This is a genomic window from Methylibium sp. (assembly GCF_013817345.1).
In the GTDB taxonomy this organism is placed as follows: Bacteria; Pseudomonadota; Gammaproteobacteria; order Burkholderiales; family Burkholderiaceae_C; genus Methylibium.
Window position 1 is genome coordinate 22,450 of the sequence record NZ_JACDCW010000004.1, and the last position, 21,543, is coordinate 43,992.

Below are 21,543 nucleotides of genomic sequence, written 5' to 3' on the forward strand. Positions count from 1 at the left end.
CTAAAGCGTGCAGAAGCCGGTAATAGCCGGCATCCGTTCGTTATTTGTTTATGGACACGTGCAGCTGTTGCTGCGGCCCATCCTGAGAGGAGAATCATGAATAAATTAAACAAGGTGGCGGTGCTCTTCGCCGTCGCTGCCCTCGCCGGTTGTGCGTCCACGGCGCCTGGCGGTTCGGCTTCCGGCACGAGCGACAACTGGAAAAACGTCGAAGGTAATGTCTGGAAGAACGGCACCAGCGAGCTGTGCTGGCGCGACAATTCTTGGTCCCCAGCGACTGCCGACCCGCGTTGCGATGGCGCACCGCCGCCGCCTGCTCCGCCGCCTGCTCCGGTGGCTGCACCGGCCCCGGCTCCTGTCGCGCCACCGCCCCCTGCTCCCGCTCCGATCGTTGTTCCGGCGCCGGTTAGCGAAAAGGTGACATTCGCTGCCGACACCTTCTTCGACTTCGACAAGGCCGTTCTCAAGCCGGCGGGTCGTGAGAAGATCGACGACTTGGTCAGCAAGATGGGTGGAATGAACCTCGAGGTGGTCATCGCCGTGGGTCACACCGACTCCATCGGCTCCGATGCTTATAACCAGCGTCTCTCGTTGCGCCGTGCCAATGCGGTCAAGGCTTACATCCAGTCCAAGGGTGTCGAGCAGAATCGGATTTACGTTGAAGGCAAGGGCGAGAAGCAGCCTGTGGCCGACAACAAGACCGCCGAAGGCCGAGCCAAGAATCGTCGGGTTGAAATCGAAGTGGTCGGTACGCGCACTCGATAAGCAGCAACTGCTGTCTCGACAACCCCGCTGCGGCGGGGTTTTCTTTTTTCAAAGCGTTGGGAAGTCGCCGTGCAACCCAAAACGGGTCGGGCTGTTTCGTTGCCGCTAACATCTATGGCATGACCAATGCCGATCCTCAGGAACTTGCCAAATTCAGCGAGCTCGCCCACCGGTGGTGGGACCCGGAGAGCGAGTTTCGACCACTGCATCAGATCAATCCGCTGCGGCTCGAATGGATCAACGGACTGGTATCGCTACGAGAACAGCGCGCACTCGACGTCGGCTGCGGCGGCGGAATTCTGAGTGAAGCGATGGCACGGCGAGGTGCCCACGTGCTGGGTATCGATCTTTCGACAAAGGCTTTGAAGGTCGCGCAGCTGCACGCTTTGGAAGCAGGATCGGTTGCGCCCGAGTACCGCGAAATATCGGCCGAAGGTTTGGCCGAAGAGCAGCCCGGTAGCTTTGATGTCGTCACTTGCATGGAAATGCTCGAACATGTGCCCGATCCTGTATCGATCGTGCATGCCTGTGCAGCACTGGCCAAGCCGGGCGGGTGGGTGTTCTTTTCGACACTCAACCGCAATCCAATGTCTTTCCTGTTCGCGATCGTCGGCGCCGAGTACCTGCTTCGATTGCTGCCTCGAGGGACCCACGAGTACGCGAGGTTCATACGGCCCAGCGAACTGGCCCGCTGGTGCCGGAACGTCAGGCTGGAGATCGTGGCCACACGGGGCATGACCTACAACCCGCTAACACGCCGCTATGCACTGAGCGAGGACACCCGCGTGAACTACCTCCTCGCCTGTCGCAAAACATGAAAGACGCCATGAAGATGCTTACGAAGGCGCGCTTCGAGGTTCAGGCTGTGCTGTTCGATCTTGACGGCACGCTTGCTGACACTGCGCCGGACTTGGGGGGCGCCGTGAACCGCATGCGCGAAAGGCGCGGCATGGCGGCGTTGCCGCTCGAACTGCTGCGCCCGGTTGCGTCTTCGGGCGCGCGCGGCATGCTTGGCGTTGGCTTCGAAGTGACGCCTGAAACGCCGGGCTACGATCTGCTGCGTGACGAATTCCTTGCCGAATACGCCTCGGCACTCGACCGCGATTCCCGCTTGTTCGACGGCATCACGGAGTGTCTTGCCGCGCTCCGAACGCAGGGGTTGCGTTGGGGCATCGTCACCAACAAGGCCGAACGTTTCACGACTCCCGTGGTGGCCGGGCTGGGGCTGGCGGCGCATGCTGCCGTGGTGATCGCCGGCGACACCACCGCATACGCCAAGCCTCATCCGGCGCCGCTGCTCGAGGCCTGTCGGCGGCTTGGCGTTGCACCGCATCAGACAGTGTATGTGGGCGACGATCTGCGAGACATGCAGGCTGCCCGCGCTGCAGGCATGCCGTGTATTGCCGCCGCCTATGGTTATCTCGGCGGAACCCCTGATCTGGAAGCATGGGAACCGGACGCAGTGATCGCGACGCCAGGCGCTTTGCCACCGCTGCTGCGCACTGTTTGAAACCGGCCGGCGCCGGGAGATGGCAAGCGCCACGACGCAAGGGGCTTGAAGCGCCGAGCGGCTACCCCACCTACAATGCATTAGGGGCCGACCTGGTTTCGACGTGGGTACGGACTCGGAGTGGGGCACGCCGAGCATCAGTGAGCTCGTAAATCCAGCTGAAAACAAACCAACTGCGAACGAAGAACGTTTCGCCCTCGCCGCTTAACACCGGTGAGCCTCTCAACGGCAGGCCGATGGGCCGGGCCCGCAAGGGCTGAGAGGTCATGCACATCGGCTGGTTCTGAGCTGCGTCACGCAGCGCTGAACGAGATCTAGTGACTGGCGCTGTCCGTAGCGTGCTCCTGCGCGACGGTAGCGTAAGACTCAAATCAGAGAGCTAAGCGTGTAGATCTGCCCGGGAATGGCTTGCGGACGGGGGTTCGATTCCCCCCGGCTCCACCAAGTTACTGTTCTACGAAGTTCACCAAAGACTAAGGCGCCAAGTAAATCAACGACTTGGCGCCTTTTTTTGTTCGCCGTGGACCGCCGAAGTCCGCAGTAACCGGCCGGTGCTACAGTAACTTACGCAGTAACTGCCTCAAACGGGTACTGCATCCGAAAAGTTGCTGCATCGGAAGGGCGCTCCCATGGGACGGCATCTGATTCCAGGCGACACAACGATCCGCAGCATCAAGCCGGGCGACGCGCGCAAGCGTCTGAGCGATGGCGACGGGTTGTATCTGCTGTTGTTCGTCAAAGGTGGCGCCCACGGCTGGCGGCTGGATTACGGCTTCGGCGGCAAGCGCAAAACACTGAGCCTGGGCACCTATCCCGATACCGGCCTGAGGCTGGCGCGCAAAAAGGCCGACGAGGCGCGCAAGCTGGTGAGCGAGGGCACCGACCCGAGCGACATTCGCAAGGCGGCGAAGTCGGTGCAGCAGGCCGCTGCGGAAGCGAAGGTGCGCGAGGATGATGGGTTGCTGCCGCTCGATAGCTTTGAGGCGGTGGCGCGCGAATGGATCGATACCGTGCATGGCTCCAAGGTGAGCGCCGGGCACGCCGAGCGCACGCGCATCCGCTTGGAGCAGGATGTTTTTCCCTGGCTCGGGGCGGTGCCGCTGGCCGGCATCAAGGCGCCCGACCTGCTGGCTTGCCTGCGCCGGGTGGAAGCGCGCGGCGCGATCGAAACCGCGCACCGCATCAAGCAAGCCTGCGGGCAGGTGTTTCGCTACGGCGTTGCAACCGGCCGCTGTGAGCGCGATCCCTCGGGCGACCTGCGCGACGCGCTGCGGCCGATCGAGACCCGCCACCATGCCGCGATCATCGAACCCGAGCGGGCCGGCGAGCTGCTGCGCGCGATGGCCGACTACCGGGGCCAGCCCGTCACGCGCGCGGCGCTGCAACTGGCGGCGCTGGTGTTCCAGCGGCCCGGCGAGATTCGTAAGGCGGAGTGGGCGGAGTTCGATCTAGACGCCGGCCTGTGGAGCATCCCGAGCGAGCGCATGAAGCGCACGCGGCAGGGCAAGGTGAGCGGGTCGGCGCATGTCGTGCCGCTGTCCACGCAAGCCGTTGCGGTGCTGCGCGACTTGCAGCCGCTCACCGGGCATGGGCGTTTCGTGTTCCCCAGCCTGCGCACAGGCGAGCGCTGCATGAGCGACAACGCGATCCTGTCGGCGCTGCGGCGCATGGGTTTCCCGAAGGACGAGATGACAGGCCACGGTTTCCGGGCTATGGCCCGCACGATGCTGGCCGAGCGGCTGGGCGTTGACGAGGCAGTGATCGAGGCGCAACTGGCGCATGCGGTGCGCGATAGTCTCGGGCGTGCGTACAACCGAACCGAGTTCGTGGAGCAGCGCCGCGCAATGATGCAGACATGGGCCGACTATCTCGACAAGCTGCGCGATGGCGCGGACGTGCTGGCGTTTCCGAACAAGGCCGCATGACGGGCTGATTCGTTTTCGCCGCGCCTAGGCTGATCCCCGAAAATCCGCAACCTTGGCGGGCCGGCGCGGCGATCCTTTCAGGCGTTGCGCGAGGGGCGCATTTGGAACTCAATCACGAACTGCAGCGGCGGAGGGTTGGGAAGCAGCTCAAGCAGTACATCGCCGAAGGATCATTCGTATCTCGTGTGTACAACGCGATAGGCTCACAGCTTCACTTCATTCTTGTGGAGTGGCCCGATGAAGATGAAGTGGCGTTCTCACTGCGTGACCCCATGAATTCACTGCAGGGGTCGCTCCTCAGTGGATGGACGTTTGACCATGGCTGGATCGCAAGTAACGACGGAAGCTACACGGACGACAACGGGGCAAAAATTCCAGATGATGTGCCCGCTTCGTGCTCATCCGTTGAACTACTGGCCGCTTACGGACTGTGGTTCGTTGAAACCGAGTTCTTCGCGTTAGGGCTGCTCCGAGACAGCGACTACAACGAACACGGGTTCACTTACGCGCAGGTTCAGCAGCATCAATGCGCCTGTTTGCTGCTTGCGCATGAAGCAGTTCTCTACGCAAAAGAGTTCATTGACGGGAGTCAGCTTAGTCCGGCTGATATTGAGGAGGCGATTAGCCGGCGCAGAACCCCAAGGCCCGGCATGTCGGTCGCCGGGATAGGAAGCTTGTAAACGGCATCGCTGCGGGCGTAACTCATGCGGCCTGTCCGGCTCGACGCAGCCACTCGCGCACCTGGCCAGCGCGCCAGCGCGAGCCGCGGCCACTTAGGCGAACCGCATGGGCGGACGTGCCGGCCTTCATGCGCGCGTAGATCGCGGTCTTCCGGAACCCGTCATCGCCATGACGGTCGGAAGGACGGCCAGCATCAGTCCTATCCATGACCGGGTACGTAGCTTGCTGCAGCCGGTTGCGATGTTCGTGTTCGACGGCTCGCGAAATCGTCCGATGGACTTCTAGGAAACCCGAGGAGAAATCATGAGAGCGCTATCAATCTTGTCCGCGCTGGCAATCGCCAGTGTTTGTGCGCCCGCACTTTCCCAAACCGCTACGGAGCGAGGCAGTGCCGGCTCGACCACAGGCACGACAACGTCCCAGGAAGAGATGAACCGTGGAGTGCCGGGAGTGGATGTGGATGCCGGTCGCAACGCCAAAGGTGCGATCGATGTCGATCGAGACCAGAACACCAACGTCCGAAACGCACCGGGTGCGCGGGACTTGGATCGCCGAACTGGTGACAAGCCGACCGGGACTGATGGAGCACGGGCGCCACGCGCGGACCGCGGGTAACGGCAGGGCACTCTCGCGACCAGGGCCGCCGTCGTGAGGCCGCTGGTCGCCCCGCGGGTGAGTGACTCGCGGGAGACCCGCTGCTAGTGTGAGCCCGGCTCGGCCCCACGCTTGCAGGGCTGTAGCCGGTTGATGCAGTGTGTCAGCGCACCGTCGACCGGTTGCAGGTGCCTGATGCTTGGTGCAGAGGCGGCGGGTTGTGTTGCCTGCGGCATGCAGGAAACAGCAGTTTTCTTGATCGTTCTGCGCGGCTGTCCGTCGTGCTGTCGCTAACCAATCGTCAAACGAAAGCATAGGAGCCCCGATGAAGAAGAGTGATCATCCCGAAGCGTTCGGCGTCTTCAAGCCCGTGGGTAATGTTGTGGTTTCCTTCCCCGAAGAGAAGGACATGAAAGGCGCTGCCGATGCGCTCGCCAAAGCCGGTTTTGGGGGCAGCGACGTTGTGCGTTACACGCCGCAGGAAATGCTCACCCAGATCGACGAGGACATGGCGAATGCGAGCGTGCTCGCGTCCATCGGTCAGGAAATGAACTTGGTAAAGGCGCATCGCGCGCTGGCCGAGAAGGGCTTTCACTGGCTGGTGGTCAAGGCCTCGGCGGACGATCAGGCCCGCCGCGTCGCAGATGTGGTCCGGCCTTTCAACGCTGAGCGGGCTCAGAAGTACGGACGGCTGCTCATCGAGGAGCTCATTGAACATCGGGACGATGAGCGCCAGATGCCCGAATCACCTTCTCGCGGACTCGACGCACAGACTCCTTCGGGCCGAGAAAACGAGCGCTGAGGAACTCAGCGGGCGCCGCGGTAAGTCCACCAAGGCAAGACCTTGGTGAGTGCCAGCACAGCGCCGGGTTCGGTGGCTTGGTAGCCCGGCAGCTCGTTCAGCGTTCGTGCCCACGCCGGTGAGCCGAGCAAGGCGACCAAGCGTTTGATCGCACGCTGGTTTAGCGTACTTTTCAAGGTGACGAGGAAATAGCGCTCCCGCGCGAGCGCAATGAAGTCGAGTCCGCTGGCGTGGGCTGCAGCCTGCAGGCCGAATGCGCCATCGGCCGCGCCGCTGGCCACAGCCTGAGCGGCGGCCACATGCGAGGGTTCCAGTAGCGCAAAACTCAGCGGCGAGGCGAGGCCGGCCTGCTCGAGCAACTCGTTCAGCAGAACTTGCGTGCCGGTAGATTCCGCGCGGCCGACCCACCGCAATTCACGGCGCGCCATGTCGTGCAGCGACCTGACGCCGTGCGGATTGCCACGTGGGAGCATCAATCCCTGCACGCGCTGTGCATAGCCGATCAGCTTGTGGCGGCCCGGCTTGAGCCGTGCCCTGTAGGCGCGTGCACTGACCGAGCCGCGCGCCGCGCCATCGAGCACATGAAAGCCCGCCAATTGCGCGCGCCCCGCGTCGAGCGCTCGCAGCGCCTCCAAGCTGCCGGCGAACTCCAGATCGATGTGCAGTTGTTCGGCCAACGCGAGCTCGCGCAGCAGCGGCAAGGAATGGTCGTGGCTGGCGCAGAGGGAGAGCACGTCGATGCGGTCGTCGAATGCGTCGGCGAGTGCCCGCTCCAACTCCATGCGCAAGGCTTCGATCTGCGGCGCCAAGCGGGCCTGCGCACGCCGCTCGGCCCAGAGCAGCTTTTCGCCGAACGGCGTGAGTGCCGCCGGCTGACCCTTCTTCCAGACGATCAATGAGCGGCCTAGCTGAGCCTCCCACCGCCGCAGCTCACCCCAGACGTGGCGATAGGACAGGCCCAAGGCTCCGGCCGCCGACTGGACCGAGCCGTGCCGGTGCAGCGCGTCGATCAGGGCGAACAACGGGTGGTGCACCGCGCCGAGCGGGCGCTCGGTGCCCAAGGTGTATGTGAGTTCCACGCGTTGCGGCAGTCGCAAAACCGCGTCGGGCATGGGAAAGGCACGCGCCGATGCGCCCCCGCCCTGCGCAGCGCCCGATACGGAGGCATCGCCTTTTTGCGTGTGCTGTGGCTCGAAAGGTTCGCTGGCGTCGCCTTCGGTGTCTTTCGGGGCTCGGGAATGTTCGCTATGCATCGTCGTTCATATCGCCACCGCGGAGAACCGTCCCTAGCATCGCAGGCGTTGCAGTGTGCCGTACCGGCGCTGAGCTTCAGGTCCGAACGTCACATGAACACTTTTGTCGAAAGCCTGCATACCGCGGTTGTCCTGATCGTGCAGGCCGAGGCGCGATTGTGGGAGGTCGTGGCGCTGTCGCTCGGCGTGAGCGGCACTGCCTGCTTGCTGGCCGCTGGCATCGGCTTGGCCGGAGGTGCCGCCTTGGCCGTAGCGCGCTTTCCCGGCCGACGCGCCCTGCTGGTGTTGTTGAACACCTCGCTGGCTCTGCCGGCCGTGGTCGTGGGGCTGGTGATCTACTTGTTGCTGTCGCGCTCCGGACCGCTCGGTGCCTGGGGGTTGCTCTTCACCCCGACCGCGATGGTGATCGCTCAGACCGTGCTCGTCTTGCCGATCGTCACCGCGCTGACGCGCGAGGCTGTCGAGTCGAGCTGGCAGCTCAATGGCGAGCAGCTGCGCTCCCTCGGGGCAGGGCGCTGGATGAGCGGCGCGCTGTTGCTGTGGGACGAACGGATGGCGCTCTTGACGGTGCTGCTGGCCGCTTTCGGCCGGGCCATAGCCGAAGTGGGCGCAGTGATGATCGTCGGCGGCAACATCGACGGTCACACCCGGGTAATGACGACCGCCATCGCCCTGGAAACCAGCAAGGGCGACCTCCCTCTGGCGCTCGCGCTGGGCATGGTGCTGCTCGGTGTGGTGCTGCTGCTGAACGTACTGATCGCGGTGCTGCGCGGCTGGTCCGCGCGGGTGCATGGGCAAGCAGAAGGCGCCGCTCCGGGCGCAATGCCACCCGGGGCAGTGGCGGTGGGAGCAGCGCGTGGCTGAGCCCCTGATCACACTGGAAGGCGTTGGCCTGAGTTATGGCGCCCATGTGGCCTTGCGCAGCATCGATCTGAGCATTGCCGCCGGCGAATGCGTCGCCCTTGTCGGCGCGAACGGTTCGGGCAAGAGCACCTTGCTGCGTGTCTTGCATGGGCTGTTGAAGCCCAATGTCGGACTTCGTCGGGAAGGGGCGGTGTCGGCCGGCGGCGTCCGGCTCCGGGAGTCAGCGGGACAGGCGAGCGCTGGGATCGCGGGCAGAGCGGCCGCTGCGCCGCGGAGCGTGATCCTGGGCGCCGCCGAGCCCCGTCGCGCGGTTCGGTTCGCAATGCTGTTCCAGCGTCCCTTCCTGTTGCGCCTTTCGGTTCAGGGCAACGTGCGCTTGGGTCTGTGGCTGGCGGGCGTGCGCGGCGCGAATGGGCGCGCGCGATGTGCCGAGGCCCTGCACCGGGTCGGCCTCGTGTCCGAGGCGCGGCGTCCCGCCCGCGCGCTGTCGGGCGGGCAACAACAGCGCCTCGCGCTGGCACGCGCTTGGGCGCTGCAGCCCGACGTGCTGCTGGTCGACGAGCCGACTGCGAGTCTCGATCCGAGTGCCAGGCGGGAGGTGGAGGCCCTGCTTGCAGAGTTTGCCGCGCATGGCATGACGCTCCTCATCGCCTCTCACAACCTCGGCCAGGTCAAGCGTCTGGCGGGGCGCGTTATCTACCTCGAGCATGGCCGCGTGCTGGCCGATCTTTCCGCGGCGCAGTTCTTCGACGGCGAGGTGCCGCCGGAAGCTCGTTTGTTCCTCAAGGGCGAACTGCCGTGGTGAGCGGCTTCGAAGTTAGATGGAGCCGCGAACCCGACCGGTGAGTGCTCCACGTTTTTTGCTCGCCGGTCTCCGCCGTACGGCATGCCGCGCTGCGCCGCGCAGTGTTGCCTAGAGCGGCTCCAGCCCGAGCGGGCGGCTTTCTGCGAACACGGTGTTGCCGTTGCGTTGATGTGCCTGGACGGCGCGCCGCCGCCCCTGGCGCTTGGCCTCGTACAGGGCCAAGTCGGCGCGGTGCTGCGCTGACTCGAGTGTTTCGCCGGCGGTGACGTCGACCACACCGAAGCTCAGGCTCAGGTGAAGCGGGATGCGCCCGCTGCGGTGCTCTTCGTCGATGCGGGTCGTCACGCGGTCGGCGACCAGCAAGGCTTCATCGACGTTGGTGCCGGGCAGCAACAGCATGAACTCGTCGCCACCGACGCGGCCGAGCACGTCGTGCGTGCGCAGCGTTTCGCGCGTGCAGCGCGCCACCAGCCGCAAGGCCTCGTCGCCGAGAGCGTGGCCGAGGCTGTCGTTGATGCGCTTGAAATGGTCGATGTCGAACAGCATCAGGACCGCACGTGCCGCGGCGCCGCCGATGGCCGCACCGGCCAGTTCCTCGAAATGGCGGCGGTTGGGCACCTGGGTCAGCATGTCGATGTCGGCGAGTATGCGGAGCTGGCGCTGCGTTTCGCGCAGGTCGCGTTCCGTGCGCTCGTGGGTCAGCACAAGACACAGGTGCACGGTGAACAACATCGCCACCATGGTCGAAAGGACCACCCAGGGTGTCAGCAGAGTATGTCCCGGCACAGCGATTGCGCCCGTGATCAGCGGCTGCGCTGCGGCCAGCAGCGGCACCAGCGCCTGAGCGATCATCACCAGGGCCAGCGCCTTGAGCGTGCGGCTGCCGCCGAAGTCCTCCAGTCGTGCAATGAACCAGGCGGCATACGAGTGCAAGGCCAGCAAGGCTGTCGCGAACGTGATCGAGCGCCCAAGCTGGAAGGCCGGGCTGGCCCAGGCCGCCAACCAGGGCAGGTAGCACAGGCTCAGAGTCAGCAGGTCCACGGCGACCGATGCAGGCAGGCGGTCCCGGTTGTAGAAGCGCCGCAGGCCGGTCACGACCAGCACGGGCCACGCCAGCACGAGCAGGTTGGCACCGACCACTGCACCCGGCCAAACCGGTCGCAGCCACTGCAACGCGCCGCCGGCCGCCGCGAGCCACATCGCCGCCACCCACCATCCATAGCCTCGGTACACGCGCTGGTTGGCGCCGAAAAAACTCATGAGGGCGGCGGCCGAGCCCATCACCAGCACCGACAGCATCAGGACGGTGGGGAAATGGACGGTGAACGAATCGCCAGCAAACATCGGTGCCTCTTCGAGTGCCGAAGGATTCTTGCAGAGGGAATCTTTTCGAATCCTCCCCCAAGAGGGGGTGGCGGCTGCTGAAGTCGGCCCGGTGCCGCAGCGGTCAAACGCTAGCATGGGCCTCGTGCGATGAACGTTTGCTCACAGGAGGGCTGGGAGATGGCGATGGATGTGGTCGATTACGAGATCAAGGGCGCAGAAATGCAGTTCGTGGAGATCGAACTCGATCCCGGCGAGGCGGCTATCGGCGAAGCGGGCAGCTTGATGTTCATGGACGCCGGCATCGGCATGGACACGGTATTCGGCGACGCTTCGGCGCAACAAGCAGGCTTGTTCGGCAAGTTGCTGGGTGCCGGCAAGCGCTTGGTGACTGGCGAATCGTTGTTCACCACGGTCTATACCAATCAAGCCACGGTAAAGCAGCGTGTCGCGTTTGCCGCGCCTTACCCGGGCAAGATTCTGGCGATGGATCTGCACCGTCTGGGCGGCAGCCTGATCTGCCAGAAGGATGCCTTCCTGTGCGCTGCTCGCGGCGTGAGTCTGGGCATTGCCTTTCAGCGCCGGCTGTCGGCCGGCTTCTTCGGCGGCGAGGGCTTCATCATGCAAAAGCTCGACGGCGACGGCCTGGCTTTCGTGCATGCCGGCGGCACCGTGCTCAAGCGCGAGCTGCAGGCGGGCGAAACGCTGCTGATCGATACCGGCTGCGTGGTCGCCTATTTGCCGACGGTGGCCTTCGAGGTCCAGTACGTCGGGAAGATCAAGACCGCGTTGTTCGGCGGGGAGGGCCTGTTCCTGGCGAAGGTCACCGGCCCGGGTAGCGTATGGCTGCAAAGCCTGCCGTTCTCGCGGCTGGCATCGCGCGTGTTCGCCGCCGCGCCGCAAACAGGAGGCGGCGGCCGGGGCGAAGGTTCGGTGCTGGGCGGCTTCGGCGCGGGCGGGCTGCTGGGCGGCGTTCTCGGCGGCGACAGGCAATAGCAGCACGCCGACCCGGGAAACAGTCTGCGTGCGGGCGGATTGTTCTGGCGGCGACGGATCAGCGCAGGCCGATGTTGTTGCCGGTCAGCCGAGTGCCTGCGTACGCGCCTGAAGCCAAGCCAGTACCTCTCCTTCGACAAGCGGTGAAAGCCGCTCCCTCACCACGGCGTGGTAATCGTTCAGCCACTCCACTTCGTCGCTGCGCAACAGCGAACGCTCGATGCAGCGCGTGTCGATCGGGCACAGCGTCAGCGTCTCGAAGCGCAGGAACTCGCCGAACTCGTCGCTCGGCGCCGGCACGGTCAGCACGAGGTTCTCGATCCGCACGCCCCAGCGGCCGGGGCGGTACAGGCCCGGCTCGACCGAGGTGATCATCCCGGGCTGCATTGCCATCTCGGGCGTGACCACCGCCTTGCTGATGCTCTGCGGTCCCTCGTGCACATTGAGGAAATAGCCGACGCCGTGTCCGGTGCCGTGCCCGAATTCGCAGCTGGCGGCCCACAGCGGCGCGCGCGCGATCGCATCGAGCATCGGCCCGGGCGTGCCGAGGGGAAAGCGGGCTTGGGACAACGCGATCGTGCCCTTGAGCACCAGCGTGTAGTCGCGCTTCATGGCCGCGCTGGGCATGCCGATGGGCCAGACGCGCGTGACGTCGGTCGTGCCGCCGAGGTACTGCGCGCCCGAGTCGATCAGTAGCAGACCGTTGGCCTCCACGCCGCCCTGGCGCGAGATGTGCGCGGGTGCTTTCTCGGTGGCGCGGTAATGCGGCATCGCGCCGTTCGCGTTGAAGCCGGCGATGACCGGAAAACTCAGGCCGACATAGCCGGGCTGCCTGGCGCGCTCGGCGCTCAGCCGCTGTGCGACCGTCAATTCGGTGATCGCCTCATGGCCCAGTGCGCGCTCGAACCAGGCATAAAAGGTGCACATCGCCGCACCGTCGTGCGCCATGGCTTCGCGCACGAAGGCGGCCTCGGCATCGTTCTTGCGGCTCTTGAAGAGCGTCGTCGGATTGATCGACTCGATCAGGTGCACGCCGTGGGCGACGGACTCTCGCAAGGCGAGCGTCACGCGCTTCGGATCGATGAGCAGCGTGCTGCCGGCGGGCAAGGCGGCGAGCGCCGGGCGGGCCTGTTCGTAGGGCCGCAGGCGCACGCCGTCAGCGGCCAAGGTCGCGGCCAGCGCCGAATCGACCTTGCCTGCACCGACGAAAAGCTGCGCCTCGCCATCGCGCTCGACCATCGCGTGCGCCAAAAATACCGGGTTGTATTCGACGTCGGCGCCGCGCAGATTGAAGAGCCAGGCGATGTCGTCGAGGGTCGAGATCAGGTGATGCGTGGCGCCCTGCCTGGCCATGGCTTCGCGCAGGCGAGAGAGCTTGGCATTTCGCGCGGTGGCTGCATGCGGTGCGAGGTGTTCGTACAGCGCCGCGGCGGGCAGGGCAGGGCGTTCAGGCCAAGCGCCTGCGAGCGGATCCTCGCCGGTGTGCAACGCGATGCCGGCGGCCGCCAGCGTGCTGCTCAGTTGCTCGGCGGCGGCCAGACCGAGCACCGCGCCGTCAACCGCGACCGTGCCACCCGATGCAAGCTGCGAAATCAGCCAATGCACGTGCGCATTCGACTGCGCCGTGGCGATCTTCACCAGCTCGATCCCGCTGCCGATCAGCTCGGCCTCGGCCTGTTCCCAGTAGCGGCTGTCGGCGAACAGGGCCGCGCGGCTGTCGGCCAGCACGGCCAGCGTGCCCATCGACCCGGTGAAGCCGGAGAACCATTCACGAGCCTGCCAGTGACCCGGCAGGTACTCGGAGAGATGCGGATCGCTCGACGGCAGCAGCACCGCGTCGAATCCCTTCGCGCGCATCGCCTCGCGCAGTCGCTCGAGGCGCAGGCGGATCGCTGAGAGGCGGGTGTCCAAAGCGCTTCTCCTTGCTGGCTGAAAAGCGGCGCGGCGGTGCATATGCCGACCGCGCCGGGCGACGCGGCTGCACCGCCGATCGCTGCCGCAATTTTAGGCGCTGCGCTCGGCGGTGGGGCGGGGCGCCAAGTCCGGGTCGGCCACCACGCGGGCCTGACGCTCGAAGCTGAAATAGGCCCACGCCCAATCGGTCAGCACCACCATCCGGTTGCGAAAGCCGATCAGGAAGTAGATGTGCACGAACAGCCAGAACAGCCAGGCCAGACCGCCGCTGAACTGCACAGGGCCGAGCACCGGCATGTCGACCGCCGCAACGGCTGCCCGCCGTCCGATCGTGGCCAGCGAGCCGTAGTCGGCATAGCGAAACGGCTTCGTCGGCTCGCCCTGCAGGCGAGCGAGCAGGTTGTTGGCCGCTGTGCGGCCCATCTGCTTGGCGGCGGGGCTGACGCCCGGCACGGGCTGCGGCGTGCCGGTCTTGTCGGGGCTGGTGGCGGCCGCCAGATCGCCGACAACGAACACCTCGGGGTGGTCGTTCACGCTCAGGTCCGCATTGACCACCACGCGCCCGGCGCGATCGAGCACGCAGCCGGTGGTCGCAGCGAGAGAGGCGCCGAGCGGCGAAGCGGCCACACCGGCCGCCCACACCACGGTCTGCGCATCGAGCCTGCGGGTGCTGCCGTCGAGCGCCTCGTAAGTCAGCCCGTCGGCATCGATCGTGCTGACCTTGGCGTTGGTCAGCACTTCCACTCCGAGCGAGCGCAGTTGCTCCAGCGCCTTCTGCGACAGCTTGTCGCTGAAAGCGCTGAGCACGCGCGGCCCGCCCTCGACCAGCACGACGCGCGTGCGCTTGGAGTCGATGCGGCGGAACTCCTCGGGCAGCGTGTGCTGCGCGATCTCGGCCAGCATGCCGGCCATCTCCACGCCGGTCGGTCCGGCGCCGACCACCGCGAAGGTCAGGCAGGCGTTGCGCCGCGCCATCTCGGCCTCGCGCTCCGCACGCTCGAAGGCCAGAAGCACGCGGCGTCGAATGTTGAAGGCATCGGCCAGCGTCTTGAGCCCCGGCGCGTGAGCCGCCCAGCCGTCGTTGCCGAAATAGCTGTGGGTGGCACCGGCGGCGACGATGAGGTAGTCGTAGTCGATGCGCTCCGGGCCGCCGTCGGCCATGCCGCGATCTTCGAGCAGCACGCTTCTCGCGCTGGCGTCGATGCGGCTCACCTCGCCGAGCAGGATGGTGAGGTTGCCGCGCCGCATCTCGCTGCGCAGGATGTGGCGTATCGGCCCCGAGATGGCCGGTGCGGACAGCCCCGCGGTGGCCACCTGGTACAGCAGCGGCTGGAACAGGTGATGGTTGGTGCGGTCGATCAGCGTGATCTCGACGGCCGCCTTGGACAACACGCGCACCGCCTCGATGCCGCCAAAGCCGCAACCGACGATGACGACACGAGGCTTGGAGGGCGCGGCGGACGAGGAAGTGGCAGGCGAAGGTGTGGTCATGAGGCCGTCGGGTTGAGAGTTTGGGCGCCCAGTGCGCGCAGTTTCTTGCGCACCAGGTCGATGTGGCTGCGCAGCGCGTACAGCTCGTCGGCATGCGAGAGCGGCACCTGCAGCTGCTTGACCCTGGAGTCGAGTTCGTCGAGGTCGTTCATGAGCGGCTGCGCGCCCTGCGGGCCGTCGGCGAGGCCTTCCTCGATCTGGCGCAGCCGCGCATACCAGCGGAACACGCGCGAGCGAACCCGCAATTCGTAAAGCGGTGGCAGTACGCGCGAGAGCGGAATCAGCACCACGATCACGCCGGCCAGCACCACCCACATGCGGTCGATCAGGTTGGCCAGCCAGAACGGCAGGTAGCGCTGAAGGAAAGGCGGGCCCGACTGGAAAAAGCGCTCGGCCTCTTTGGCCAGCGGCAGCTCGCTGCCGAGCAGGCTCGGGAACTCACCCCGCCTTTGGAACCAGCCGGCACCGCTGTGGATGGCGCTTGCCGCCTGCACGAAAAGCTGCTGCAGGGCCGGGTGAGCGTCTTCGCGCGCGACGAGCATCGCGGTGGGTGCGAGCAGGCGGATGTCTTGCGCCGGCACGTCTTCGCCGAGCTTGACCACGCCGCGCGGCAGCAGCACGGGCGAGACGACGGGCAGGCGCCGCGAATAGGCCTCGGCCTGGGCGAAATCCATCAACCCGATGCCGGGTGTGAGCAGCAGCATCTGCACCAGGGGCGACTCCGGCGCCGAGGTGTAGACGAGCGCATCGGTATCGCCCGCGAACAGGCTCACCACGGCCGGCGTGTTGCCCAGGCGCTGCACGACCAGATCTTCCGGCGCTAGGCCGTTGGCGTCGAACAGCCGCAGCATCAGGTTGGTCACGCCGCTGCCGGGGGCGCCGATGTTCACGCGCCAGCCCTTCAGTTGAGCCAGGCTTTCGAGTTGCTCTCTGCCGAGCTTTTGCTTCGCAGCGGCCTCGCGATAGAACAACCACACCGGCTCGTAGAACAGGCTGCCAAGCGACATTAGATCCGGCGGTGGCCCCTCGTCGTTGCGCCGCAGCCGGCCGGCGCCGCCTTGCACGAAGGCGAAATCGACGCCCGATTCCGGATCCTGCAGCAGCTTGAGGTTCTCCGAAGAACCCTGTGTCGGACGCAGTTCCACTTCGATGCCGAAGCGCTGCAGATGGGCCTTGTAGCGCTGGCCGAACTCGGCATAGGCGCCTTGTTCGGGGCCCGTGGCCAGCGTGACTTTCGTCGGTGGCGTGGGGTCGAGCGCCCAGTAGGCCAGCACCAGCAGGGCCAGCGCGATCAGCACGAAAGGACCGCCCGTGACGAGCAGGTCGCGCGTATTGATCAGGGTGTCGCGGAACTTCGGCAAACGGGGCATCGGCGGGGGCAATGACAGGAGGCGGCTCAGCGGTGATTCTCGTTCAGCGCCGCGATCACGCCCTTGCCCCGCTGCGCCGGCTGCGCCACAAGCTCTCGGCGCTGTAAAGCGCCAGTGCCGCCCATATCGCTCCGAACCCGATCGCGCGCCGCGCATCGAAGCGTTCGTCGAAGATCAGCACACCCAACAGCAATTGCAGGGTCGGCCCGATGTACTGCAGCAGGCCGAGCAGTGCGAACGGAATGCGCCGCGCACCGGCGGCAAACAGCAGCAGCGGTATCGCGGTAATCGGTCCGGCGGCGATTAGCAGCCATCGCGTGGCGCCGCCGCTGTCAGTGAACGCGGCCTGACCTTGCAGCGCGAGCCAGGCCAGCACGGCGAGCGCGATCGGCCCCAACATGAGCGTCTCCATGGCCAGCCCTTCGAGCGCACCGAGCGGCGCGGTCTTGCGCAGCAGGCCGTAGCCCGCGAACGACACCGCAATCGCCAGTGCGATCCAAGGCGGCGCGCCGGCTTGCACGGTGAGCCACGCGACACCCGCCGCAGCCAGCGCCACGGCCACCCACTGACCGCGCCGCAGTCGCTCGCCGAGAACGAGCGCGGCGAACAGCACGTTGACCAGCGGATTGATGAAATAACCCAGGCTCGCCTCGACAATGCGGTCGCTGGACACCGCCCAGATGTAGAAAAACCAGTTGATCGCGATCAGCAGCGAACTGGCCGCGCAACTGCGCAGCACGCGCGGATCGCGCAGTGCCGCGCCGAGCCACGTCCAACGCCGTTGCGCGGCCAGCAATGCGGCCACGAAGAGCAGCGACCAGGTCACGCGGTGCGCCAGCAGCTCCAGCGGCGGCACTGCCTGCAGCGCCTTGAAGTACAGCGGGAAAAGTCCCCAGCATGCATAGGCGAGGCTGGCCTGCAGGATGCCGCGGTTGATGTTGGAGGGCACGGTGGTCGCGATGCGGGCCGGCTCGCATGCCGGCCGGGGCGGGGGTGTCAGTCCACGCCGAGCAGGTCGACTTCGAACAGCAGCGTCGCGTTCGGCGGGATCACGCCGCCGGCGCCGCGTGCGCCGTAGCCCAGCGCAGCGGGGATGACGAGTCGGCGCGACCCGCCGACCTGCATGCCGGCCACGCCTTCGTCCCAGCCCCGGATCACCATGCCGGCGCCGAGCTCGAACTCGAAGGCTTGGCCGCGGTCCTTGCTGGAGTCGAACTTGGCGCCTGCCTTGCCGTCGTCGTAGAGCCAGCCGGTGTAGTGCACGCTGACCTTCTGCCCTGCAGCGGCGGTGGCGCCGCTGCCAACGGTGGTGTCTTCGTACTGCAAGCCCGAGGGAGTGGTGTGCATGGCAATCCTTTATGGAATGAGAACGGGAATGGGTCGGGCAGCCAGCATAACGGCCGGCGCAAGCGTTGCCGTGCGGCCGTGGCCGTTGCGCTTCGTGGGAACACGGCGACAAGCGTGCAGTTCTCTGTGAGGTTCGACACGCTTCGTGCTGCGGTGGACGCGGCATCACGCCAGCGAGGCGCGTTGCGGCGTCCAATGCGGAACTGAAACTGTTTGTCACGTTTGCCCGTCCTGCCTGGAATGAGCGCTTCCCTCGCTGAGATCGACCCCGACGCACTCGCGCCGGGCACTCGCCTGTCCGAGTTCGAGATCGAGCGGGTGCTGGGGATCGGCGGGTTCGGCATCGTCTACCTGGCGTTCGACCATGCGCTCGAACGTCATGTGGCCTTGAAGGAATACATGCCGGCGGCGCTCGCGGCCCGGCGCGGCGGCACACAGATCGCCGTGCGCTCGGAAGCGCACGTCAAGACCTTCGGCATCGGGCTGCGCTCTTTCGTGAACGAGGCGCGGCTGCTGGCGCGCTTCGACCATCCGGCGCTGGTCAAGGTCTACAGATTCTGGGAAGAAAACGGCACCGCCTACATGGTGATGCCTTACTACGAAGGCCAGACGCTGAGCATCGCGCGCACCGCGATGGCGTCGCCGCCGAACGAGGACTGGCTGCTGGCATTGGCCGACGCGATGCTCGGCGCGTTGGAGGCGCTTCACCGCGAGCAGGTCTATCACCGCGACGTCGCGCCCGACAACATCCTGCTGCAGCCGGACGGCGCGGCCGTGCTGCTCGACTTCGGCGCGGCGCGGCTCGTGATCAGCGACCGCACGCAATCGCTCACCGCCATCCTCAAGCCGAATTTCGCGCCGATCGAGCAGTACGGCGAATCTTCGCAGCTGCTTCAGGGCCCCTGGACCGACCTCTACAGCCTGGCTGCGGTACTGCACTTCTGCCTCATCGGCCGTGCGCCCGTGCCGGCGGCACTGCGCATGCTGCACGACGAACTGCCCTCGTTGCTCGCGCTTGGCGATGAGCTGACCGCGGCCGACGGCTCGCGCTACAGCGCCGCCTTCCTTGGCGCCATCGACGCGGCGCTGGCCGTGCGGCCGCAAGCCAGACCGCAGCATGCGGCGGCCTTTCGGGCCGCTCTTCACGGCGAGCCGGCGCCGCCGGTCGGGGCGGAACTCATCGCCTTGCCGGCCAAGCCACAGAGCGGTCTTTCACGGGCGCCTTTTGCGCCGACCGAGGCACGGCTGCGGCGCTCGGGCGGCGAGGCCGCCGTGACCACGGCCTGGGCGACGATCGGCCCGAGAACCGATTCATCGGCCCGAGCTTCGGCCGCGAAGGCGGCACGAGCACCGGGCAAGCGCTCCGTGCAGGCCGCAGCGGCGGTGCTGGCGCCGTTCGTGACGATGCCGCCGCGGCGCCTGGCGATGCTTGGCCTGGCGCCTGTAGTCCTTGCAGCGCTGATGGGGTACTCGGCGATGCGGCCGGAAACACCGGCGGCCGAGTTCGTCGAAAGCCGCGCGCCCTTGTCGCCGGCCATGCGGGCGCCGAGCGTTGCAGAGCCGCCCCCGTCGGTGCAGATCGTCACCGAACTCATCGTGGAACCTGCGCAGACTGCTGCCGCCCCGGCGCTTGTCTCTCCATCGCCGCCCGTGTCGGCAGCGCCTGTCGCGCAACGCAAGGCGCCGGCCACCACCATCTCTTCCGGTGAAAGCCCGCCTTCTGCACTGGAGACGACGCGGCAGGCAGCTACCGACGAGGCCGTCGCCGCGGCGGCCGACAGTTCTTCGGCGCGCACGCAACGCGCGCGTCCGGTGCGCGCTCCCGCAGCAGCGGCGCAGACGGCACGGCAGTCCTGCGGCGACCGCAATTTCTTTTCGATGCAGTTCTGCCTGCAGCGCCAGTGCAGAAAGCCGGAGTTCGCGCGAGACGCCGAATGCCTCGATCTCCTGGAACGGCAAGGCCAACAGACCCGGCCCTCGTTCTGAGGTGATGCGGGCCGGGGCCCTGCGCGGAGCCGGAGCGGCGGCTCGGACGGGTCCAATGTTCCAGGCGCAACAAGTTCTACGGCGCAGCCCCAGTGCCCACGCTCCGACTCGCGGGGTATACCGGTTGCTTCCGGCACAAGCCGTCCGCCGTCCGCCGACATGAGCACCGTTCCCGCCGATCGACCGCACCTCGCGCACTGGCCCAAGCGCCTGCCGCGCGAACTGGTGGTGCCCGACACCACGCTGTGGTTCAACCTGGAAGTCGCAGCGCGCCGCTACCCTGACAAGCCCGCCTACGTGTTCTTCGGCCGAGAACTCGGTTACGGCGAACTGCAGCGCCAGGCCGAGGCGCTGGCCGGTTGGCTGCAACAGGTGGCCGGTGTGAAGCGTGGCGATCGGGTCGCGCTGTATCTGCAGAACTGCCCGCAGTTCGTTGTCGCCTGCTATGCAGTGTTGCGGGCCGATGCCGTGGTGGTGCCGGTCAACCCGATGAACAAGGCCGAGGAGTTCGGCCACTACATCACCGATCCCGAAACGCGGGTCGTCGTGTGCAGCGCCGATCTCGCCGCGAACGTGGCGCAGGCCGATGCCGCGCTGCCTTCCGGGCAGCATCTCGCGCACCTCCTGGTCACGCGCTACGACGACGCGCTGCCCGAGCGCTTCGATCCCGATCTGCCGGTGCCGCAAACAATGGCGCAATGGCTGCGCGCCGATCCGCCGCTGCCGCAAGGCTTGCCGGTCACGCGCTGGAACGATGCGCTCGCCGCAGGCCATGCGCCCCGCCCGCACACCGCTGGGCCCGACGATCTGGCGCTGCTGCCCTACACCTCTGGCACCACGGGGCTGCCCAAGGGCTGCATGCATACGCACCGCACGTTGATGCACAACACGGTCGGCGGTGGGCAGTTCGGCTTCGGCGGGCCGGAGGCGGTGAGTCTGGGGGTGGTGCCGCTCTTTCACATCACGGGCATGGTCTACAGCGTGCTCGGGTCCGTCTATCTCGGTGGAACCGTCGTGCTCATGCCGCGCTGGGACCGCGAGCTGGCGGGCGTGCTGATGTCGCGCCATCGGGTCACGCACTGGACTTGCATCCCGACGATGATCATCGACCTGTTCGCGAGCCCGAACTACCGCTCTTTCGATCTGTCTCGGCTGCGCTACCTGAGCGGCGGTGGCGCGGCGATGCCGCAGGCCGTGGCGCAACGGCTGCTCGACGAGTTCGGCGTCGCCTTCGCCGAAGGCTACGGCCTGACAGAGACCGCTGCCCCCACGCACGCCAATCCGCCTGAACGCGCCAAGCTGCAATGCCTGGGCATGCCGATCTACGGCACCGACTCGCGCGTGATCGATCCGCTGACGCTGGAGGAGTTGCCGCCCGGCGAGGTGGGCGAGATCGTCACGCACGGGCCGATGGTCTTCACGGGCTACTGGCGCCATCCCGAAGCGACGGCTGAGGCCTTCGTGAGGATCAACGGCGACGACAAGCTGTTCTTCCGCACCGGCGATCTCGGTCGCATGGACGAGGAAGGCTACTTCTTCCTCACCGACCGACTCAAACGCATGATCAACGCGAGCGGCTTCAAGGTCTGGCCGGCCGAGGTCGAGTTGATGCTCTACAAGCACCCCGCCGTTCAGGAAGCCTGCATCATCGCCAGTCGCGATGCCTACCGCGGCGAATCGGTCAAGGCGGTGATCGTGCGGCGCGACGACCACGCCGCCGCCACTGCCGAAGAGATCATCGACTGGGCGCGCGAGCAGATGGCGGCCTACAAGTACCCCCGTGTCGTCGAGTTCGTCGATGTGCTGCCGAAGTCGGGCGCCGGCAAGGTGCTGTGGCGGGTGCTGCAGGAACGCGAGAACCGCCGGAGTGCCGGTTAGCGCCGGGCGGTGCGCCTTCCAGTGTTTCTGCTCCGGGCC

At 66.5% G+C, this 21,543-nt stretch carries 18 protein-coding genes and 1 other RNA gene; 12 read left to right on the forward strand and 7 right to left on the reverse strand.

What is annotated here, in order from left to right; all coding sequences use genetic code 11:
* Positions 1-96: 96 nt before the first annotated feature.
* From ompA to H0W40_RS01495, 7 genes are all read left to right on the forward strand, one after another.
* Positions 97-765: an outer membrane protein OmpA gene (ompA, locus tag H0W40_RS01465; RefSeq protein WP_292442313.1), complete on the forward strand. Its 669-nt coding sequence runs from the start codon at positions 97-99 to the stop codon at positions 763-765.
* Positions 766-884: 119 nt separating this feature from the next.
* Complete coding sequence (gene ubiG, locus H0W40_RS01470) at positions 885-1,583, forward strand: bifunctional 2-polyprenyl-6-hydroxyphenol methylase/3-demethylubiquinol 3-O-methyltransferase UbiG (RefSeq protein ID WP_292442316.1); 699 nt, start codon at positions 885-887, stop codon at positions 1,581-1,583.
* The gene (gene gph / locus H0W40_RS01475) at positions 1,580-2,275 is read left to right on the forward strand and encodes a phosphoglycolate phosphatase (protein WP_292442319.1); all 696 of its coding nucleotides are present in this window, start codon (positions 1,580-1,582) and stop codon (positions 2,273-2,275) included. The genes ubiG and gph overlap by 4 nt, the downstream gene beginning before the upstream one ends.
* An 83-nt stretch (positions 2,276-2,358) precedes the next feature.
* Positions 2,359-2,719, forward strand: a transfer-messenger RNA (tmRNA) gene (ssrA, locus tag H0W40_RS01480).
* Positions 2,720-2,904: 185 nt separating this feature from the next.
* Positions 2,905-4,200 (forward strand): integrase arm-type DNA-binding domain-containing protein, encoded by a 1,296-nt coding sequence (locus H0W40_RS01485; RefSeq protein WP_292442322.1) that lies wholly within the window; start codon positions 2,905-2,907, stop codon positions 4,198-4,200.
* A gap of 101 nt (positions 4,201-4,301) precedes the next feature.
* Positions 4,302-4,880 (forward strand): hypothetical protein, encoded by a 579-nt coding sequence (locus H0W40_RS01490; protein WP_292442325.1) that lies wholly within the window; start codon positions 4,302-4,304, stop codon positions 4,878-4,880.
* A gap of 920 nt (positions 4,881-5,800) precedes the next feature.
* On the forward strand, positions 5,801-6,277 hold the full coding sequence (locus H0W40_RS01495) for a hypothetical protein (protein ID WP_292442328.1): 477 nt from the start codon (positions 5,801-5,803) through the stop codon (positions 6,275-6,277).
* A gap of 5 nt (positions 6,278-6,282) precedes the next feature.
* Here H0W40_RS01495 and H0W40_RS01500 read toward each other — a convergent pair whose 3' ends face one another.
* Positions 6,283-7,389, reverse strand: a complete 1,107-nt coding sequence (locus H0W40_RS01500) for a substrate-binding domain-containing protein (protein ID WP_292442330.1) — start codon at positions 7,387-7,389, stop codon at positions 6,283-6,285.
* A 234-nt stretch (positions 7,390-7,623) separates the two neighbouring features.
* Here H0W40_RS01500 and H0W40_RS01505 point away from each other — a divergent pair, with 234 nt between their 5' ends.
* Both H0W40_RS01505 and H0W40_RS01510 read left to right on the forward strand, forming a co-directional pair.
* A complete protein-coding gene (locus tag H0W40_RS01505; RefSeq protein WP_292442333.1) occupies positions 7,624-8,394 on the forward strand; it encodes an ABC transporter permease in 771 nt (256 codons plus the stop codon).
* The gene (locus H0W40_RS01510) at positions 8,321-9,199 is read left to right on the forward strand and encodes a phosphate ABC transporter ATP-binding protein (RefSeq protein ID WP_292442335.1); all 879 of its coding nucleotides are present in this window, start codon (positions 8,321-8,323) and stop codon (positions 9,197-9,199) included. The genes H0W40_RS01505 and H0W40_RS01510 overlap by 74 nt, the downstream gene beginning before the upstream one ends.
* Positions 9,200-9,307: 108 nt before the next feature.
* Here H0W40_RS01510 and H0W40_RS01515 read toward each other — a convergent pair whose 3' ends face one another.
* Entirely contained in the window at positions 9,308-10,543 is a 1,236-nt protein-coding gene (locus tag H0W40_RS01515) for a diguanylate cyclase (protein WP_292442338.1), read from the reverse strand.
* 159 nt (positions 10,544-10,702) lie between these two features.
* Between H0W40_RS01515 and H0W40_RS01520 the strand changes: the two genes are divergently transcribed.
* The gene (locus H0W40_RS01520; RefSeq protein ID WP_292442422.1) at positions 10,703-11,518 is read left to right on the forward strand and encodes a TIGR00266 family protein; all 816 of its coding nucleotides are present in this window, start codon (positions 10,703-10,705) and stop codon (positions 11,516-11,518) included.
* An 84-nt stretch (positions 11,519-11,602) separates the two neighbouring features.
* On the opposite strand, the gene H0W40_RS01525 is transcribed toward H0W40_RS01520, so the two are convergent.
* The 5 genes from H0W40_RS01525 to H0W40_RS01545 form a co-directional block, all read right to left on the reverse strand.
* Complete coding sequence (locus H0W40_RS01525) at positions 11,603-13,429, reverse strand: aminopeptidase P family protein (protein ID WP_292442341.1); 1,827 nt, start codon at positions 13,427-13,429, stop codon at positions 11,603-11,605.
* 93 nt (positions 13,430-13,522) lie between these two features.
* The gene (locus H0W40_RS01530) at positions 13,523-14,923 is read right to left on the reverse strand and encodes an NAD(P)/FAD-dependent oxidoreductase (protein ID WP_292442344.1); all 1,401 of its coding nucleotides are present in this window, start codon (positions 14,921-14,923) and stop codon (positions 13,523-13,525) included.
* Positions 14,920-16,293, reverse strand: coding sequence for a TAXI family TRAP transporter solute-binding subunit (locus H0W40_RS01535; protein WP_292442347.1), 1,374 nt, complete (start codon positions 16,291-16,293; stop codon positions 14,920-14,922). Before H0W40_RS01535 ends, H0W40_RS01530 begins: the two co-directional genes overlap by 4 nt.
* A gap of 55 nt (positions 16,294-16,348) precedes the next feature.
* Positions 16,349-17,230 (reverse strand): EamA family transporter RarD, encoded by an 882-nt coding sequence (rarD, locus tag H0W40_RS01540; RefSeq protein ID WP_292442425.1) that lies wholly within the window; start codon positions 17,228-17,230, stop codon positions 16,349-16,351.
* A gap of 59 nt (positions 17,231-17,289) precedes the next feature.
* Positions 17,290-17,640, reverse strand: coding sequence for an FKBP-type peptidyl-prolyl cis-trans isomerase (locus tag H0W40_RS01545; protein ID WP_292442350.1), 351 nt, complete (start codon positions 17,638-17,640; stop codon positions 17,290-17,292).
* A 240-nt stretch (positions 17,641-17,880) separates the two neighbouring features.
* Between H0W40_RS01545 and H0W40_RS01550 the strand changes: the two genes are divergently transcribed.
* Complete coding sequence (locus H0W40_RS01550; RefSeq protein ID WP_292442353.1) at positions 17,881-19,626, forward strand: protein kinase; 1,746 nt, start codon at positions 17,881-17,883, stop codon at positions 19,624-19,626.
* 159 nt (positions 19,627-19,785) lie between these two features.
* Entirely contained in the window at positions 19,786-21,504 is a 1,719-nt protein-coding gene (locus H0W40_RS01555; RefSeq protein WP_292442356.1) for a long-chain fatty acid--CoA ligase, read from the forward strand.
* The last annotated feature ends 39 nt before the right edge of the window (positions 21,505-21,543 follow it).

What these genes read in the sequence shown, in the direction of transcription:
- H0W40_RS01505 (WP_292442333.1), top strand. Translation starts at nt 7,624, where the DNA reads ATGAACACTTTTGTCGAAAGCCTGCATACCGCGGTTGTCCTGATCGTG.
- H0W40_RS01515 (WP_292442338.1), bottom strand. Translation starts at nt 10,543, where the DNA reads ATGTTTGCTGGCGATTCGTTCACCGTCCATTTCCCCACCGTCCTGATG.
- ompA (WP_292442313.1), top strand. Translation starts at nt 97, where the DNA reads ATGAATAAATTAAACAAGGTGGCGGTGCTCTTCGCCGTCGCTGCCCTC.
- H0W40_RS01495 (WP_292442328.1), top strand. Translation starts at nt 5,801, where the DNA reads ATGAAGAAGAGTGATCATCCCGAAGCGTTCGGCGTCTTCAAGCCCGTG.
- H0W40_RS01510 (WP_292442335.1), top strand. Translation starts at nt 8,321, where the DNA reads ATGGGCAAGCAGAAGGCGCCGCTCCGGGCGCAATGCCACCCGGGGCAG.
- H0W40_RS01550 (WP_292442353.1), top strand. Translation starts at nt 17,881, where the DNA reads ATGAGCGCTTCCCTCGCTGAGATCGACCCCGACGCACTCGCGCCGGGC.
- H0W40_RS01500 (WP_292442330.1), bottom strand. Translation starts at nt 7,389, where the DNA reads ATGCCCGACGCGGTTTTGCGACTGCCGCAACGCGTGGAACTCACATAC.
- H0W40_RS01535 (WP_292442347.1), bottom strand. Translation starts at nt 16,293, where the DNA reads ATGCCCCGTTTGCCGAAGTTCCGCGACACCCTGATCAATACGCGCGAC.
- H0W40_RS01530 (WP_292442344.1), bottom strand. Translation starts at nt 14,923, where the DNA reads ATGACCACACCTTCGCCTGCCACTTCCTCGTCCGCCGCGCCCTCCAAG.
- H0W40_RS01485 (WP_292442322.1), top strand. Translation starts at nt 2,905, where the DNA reads ATGGGACGGCATCTGATTCCAGGCGACACAACGATCCGCAGCATCAAG.
- ubiG (WP_292442316.1), top strand. Translation starts at nt 885, where the DNA reads ATGACCAATGCCGATCCTCAGGAACTTGCCAAATTCAGCGAGCTCGCC.
- H0W40_RS01520 (WP_292442422.1), top strand. Translation starts at nt 10,703, where the DNA reads ATGGCGATGGATGTGGTCGATTACGAGATCAAGGGCGCAGAAATGCAG.
- gph (WP_292442319.1), top strand. Translation starts at nt 1,580, where the DNA reads ATGAAAGACGCCATGAAGATGCTTACGAAGGCGCGCTTCGAGGTTCAG.
- H0W40_RS01555 (WP_292442356.1), top strand. Translation starts at nt 19,786, where the DNA reads ATGAGCACCGTTCCCGCCGATCGACCGCACCTCGCGCACTGGCCCAAG.
- H0W40_RS01545 (WP_292442350.1), bottom strand. Translation starts at nt 17,640, where the DNA reads ATGCACACCACTCCCTCGGGCTTGCAGTACGAAGACACCACCGTTGGC.